Below are 1,969 nucleotides of genomic sequence, written 5' to 3'. Positions count from 1 at the left end.
CAATTACCCACTTTTAGCACCTAAAATCCCACTTCTTGACGACCATTTTGCCCTTTTCGGCCATATTTTTAATGGTTCTAACAGGTTTATTTATACCAATTGTTATGGATATTTATGCTTTCCGCCTTGCGTTTAGCACCATTTTGCACCGCGTTTAGCACCTTTTTACCTTGCGTTTAGCATCAAAACGCACTGCATTTAGCACCAAAACACACTGCGTTTTGGTGCAAATTGCACTGTATTTAGCCGCAAATGGCCCCAAATGTGGTGCAAATGGCGGCCTTTTCAAATAAATATTCATTTCGCTGCATTCACATGCTAACCCCTTTTTGCATCAAAACAAACCTTTGTGAGAATCTCGATTTTTTGCGGCAAGGTGAGCGGTTGGTGGACAAAAGGGGCACTCATAGTGTTAAATTTCTTACCAAATATTTTACATAAGTTGATGTACTAACGGGTGGAAAGGCGAGCCAGAAGACAAGTTAACCAGCTGACAAGCTAAGAAGTTGACGAGTTAACCAGTTGGCGAGTTAACCAGTAGGCAAGTTAACCAATTGACGAGTGGACAAGTTGACAAGTGAACGGGTTAATCGTTCTTTTCTCGTTTTGGCATAAACACGTCCATTTTGACATAAGAACAGATGAAACATAAAGAAGTGCGCTCTACTTTTTCCTCATTATATGCCACAGGAAAGGTGCCTTCTATTTATAAAGAATGTATTGAAAGAACGCTTGCCAGGCTACATTTTAAGAGATTGCCCTGTTCAGCCACAGACGAATGGGACAGAATTTCAGACGTCATCATGTCTTTGTTCAGCACTTCGTACGTGAGCGGGGCGTTTATCTTCTTTCTCGTTCCTCGGAAAGTGCGTTTTGCAGCGCACAAACATAACCCCCTCTCAATTTGCAGAAAGGTTAAAAGCAAAGACAACTTCCATGCGAAAGCACGACCCGCCTAAAACCAATCAACCCCCGATTTTCACAAATCGGGGGTTGATCCTTCCAAATACAGAAGTCAGAATAGATGAAATGAATTGTTTACTTAACAGTTATTGATATGATACCCAAATTATTATCTCCGTCTTTTACTTCAACATCTGTCTTGCCACTTTTTAGTGCTTTAACAGATATCTCGTATTTGTTTACCGTCACTTCAACCGTTTTCGGGTCCTTAGCAATGGCGGTATATTTGCCGTTTCCATTCTGAACCTTCACCACTTCGGTCTTTCCCACTTCCATTGTGAGCGAAGTTTTGTCCAGCTTTAATGTTCCAGCGGCCTTCTTAACAACAACATTAATCACGCCCTTGTCGCCTTTCTTGTCGGTAACGGCCAGTGTAGCCGAGCCGGCCATCTTACCTTTGATGGTTATTACGCGGTCTTTCACGGCGACATCGGCAACTTGTTTATTCTTTTCTCCCGACAGCATCGCCTTAAAGGGTGCTGTTCCGTTTTTCACTTTCAGCTCAGTTTCCATGCCTTCCGTTACTTCAACCTTCGTTTTGTCGAAAGTCAACTTGTTTAACATGGGCTTGTTCGAGTCATTGTCTTTGTCGCAAGCGGTAAAAAACAGCATTGTTGCACAGAAGGCGCTTGTGGCCAAGGTTGTCAGTAAAGATTTTGTGTACATTGTCCTTATTTTTAAAGTTACTTTTATTGTTGATTACACCCTATAAACGTGCAAACGGCGAATACTTGCACGAAGAAAAAGTTAAAGGATATTAAACAGTAAAGGATGCAGGCATAAAAAATCCCCAAAAACCACCTAACCACAGTACGCTTTAAGGCAAAAGGCGAGCAAAACGCGATGAAACAGCAAAACGAATAAAGCTGAAACAAAGCATTTTACCCGCCCAGCATCCCTTCCTACACGCCCGCAAAGAAAAAACAAGCGGAGCGATGAAGCAGTATGTGAAACCAATTAGGCTGGTTATGGGGAACGTTTTCGTTAAGCCAAATGAACAATGTCG

General features: G+C 42.1%; 2 protein-coding genes. One reads left to right on the top strand and one right to left on the bottom strand.

Features of this window, described 5'->3' with window-relative positions; translation table 11 throughout:
• Positions 1-641: 641 nt before the first annotated feature.
• Entirely contained in the window at positions 642-959 is a 318-nt protein-coding gene (locus tag HMPREF2955_RS15670; protein ID WP_139145475.1) for a hypothetical protein, read from the top strand.
• A 79-nt stretch (positions 960-1,038) separates the two neighbouring features.
• On the opposite strand, the gene HMPREF2955_RS04410 is transcribed toward HMPREF2955_RS15670, so the two are convergent.
• Entirely contained in the window at positions 1,039-1,629 is a 591-nt protein-coding gene (locus tag HMPREF2955_RS04410) for a hypothetical protein (RefSeq protein ID WP_044260788.1), read from the bottom strand.
• Positions 1,630-1,969: the final 340 nt, after the last annotated feature.

This window comes from Prevotella sp. HMSC073D09 (assembly GCF_001814145.1).
In the GTDB taxonomy this organism is placed as follows: Bacteria; Bacteroidota; Bacteroidia; order Bacteroidales; family Bacteroidaceae; genus Prevotella; species Prevotella conceptionensis.
The sequence above is the reverse complement of the archived record's forward strand: the minus strand, read 5'-3'. Positions and strand labels throughout refer to the sequence as shown.

Excerpts from the sequence above, each read along its gene's own strand:
- HMPREF2955_RS15670 (WP_139145475.1), top strand. The coding sequence starts at position 642 with ATGAAACATAAAGAAGTGCGCTCTACTTTTTCCTCATTATATGCCACA.
- HMPREF2955_RS04410 (WP_044260788.1), bottom strand. The coding sequence starts at position 1,629 with ATGTACACAAAATCTTTACTGACAACCTTGGCCACAAGCGCCTTCTGT.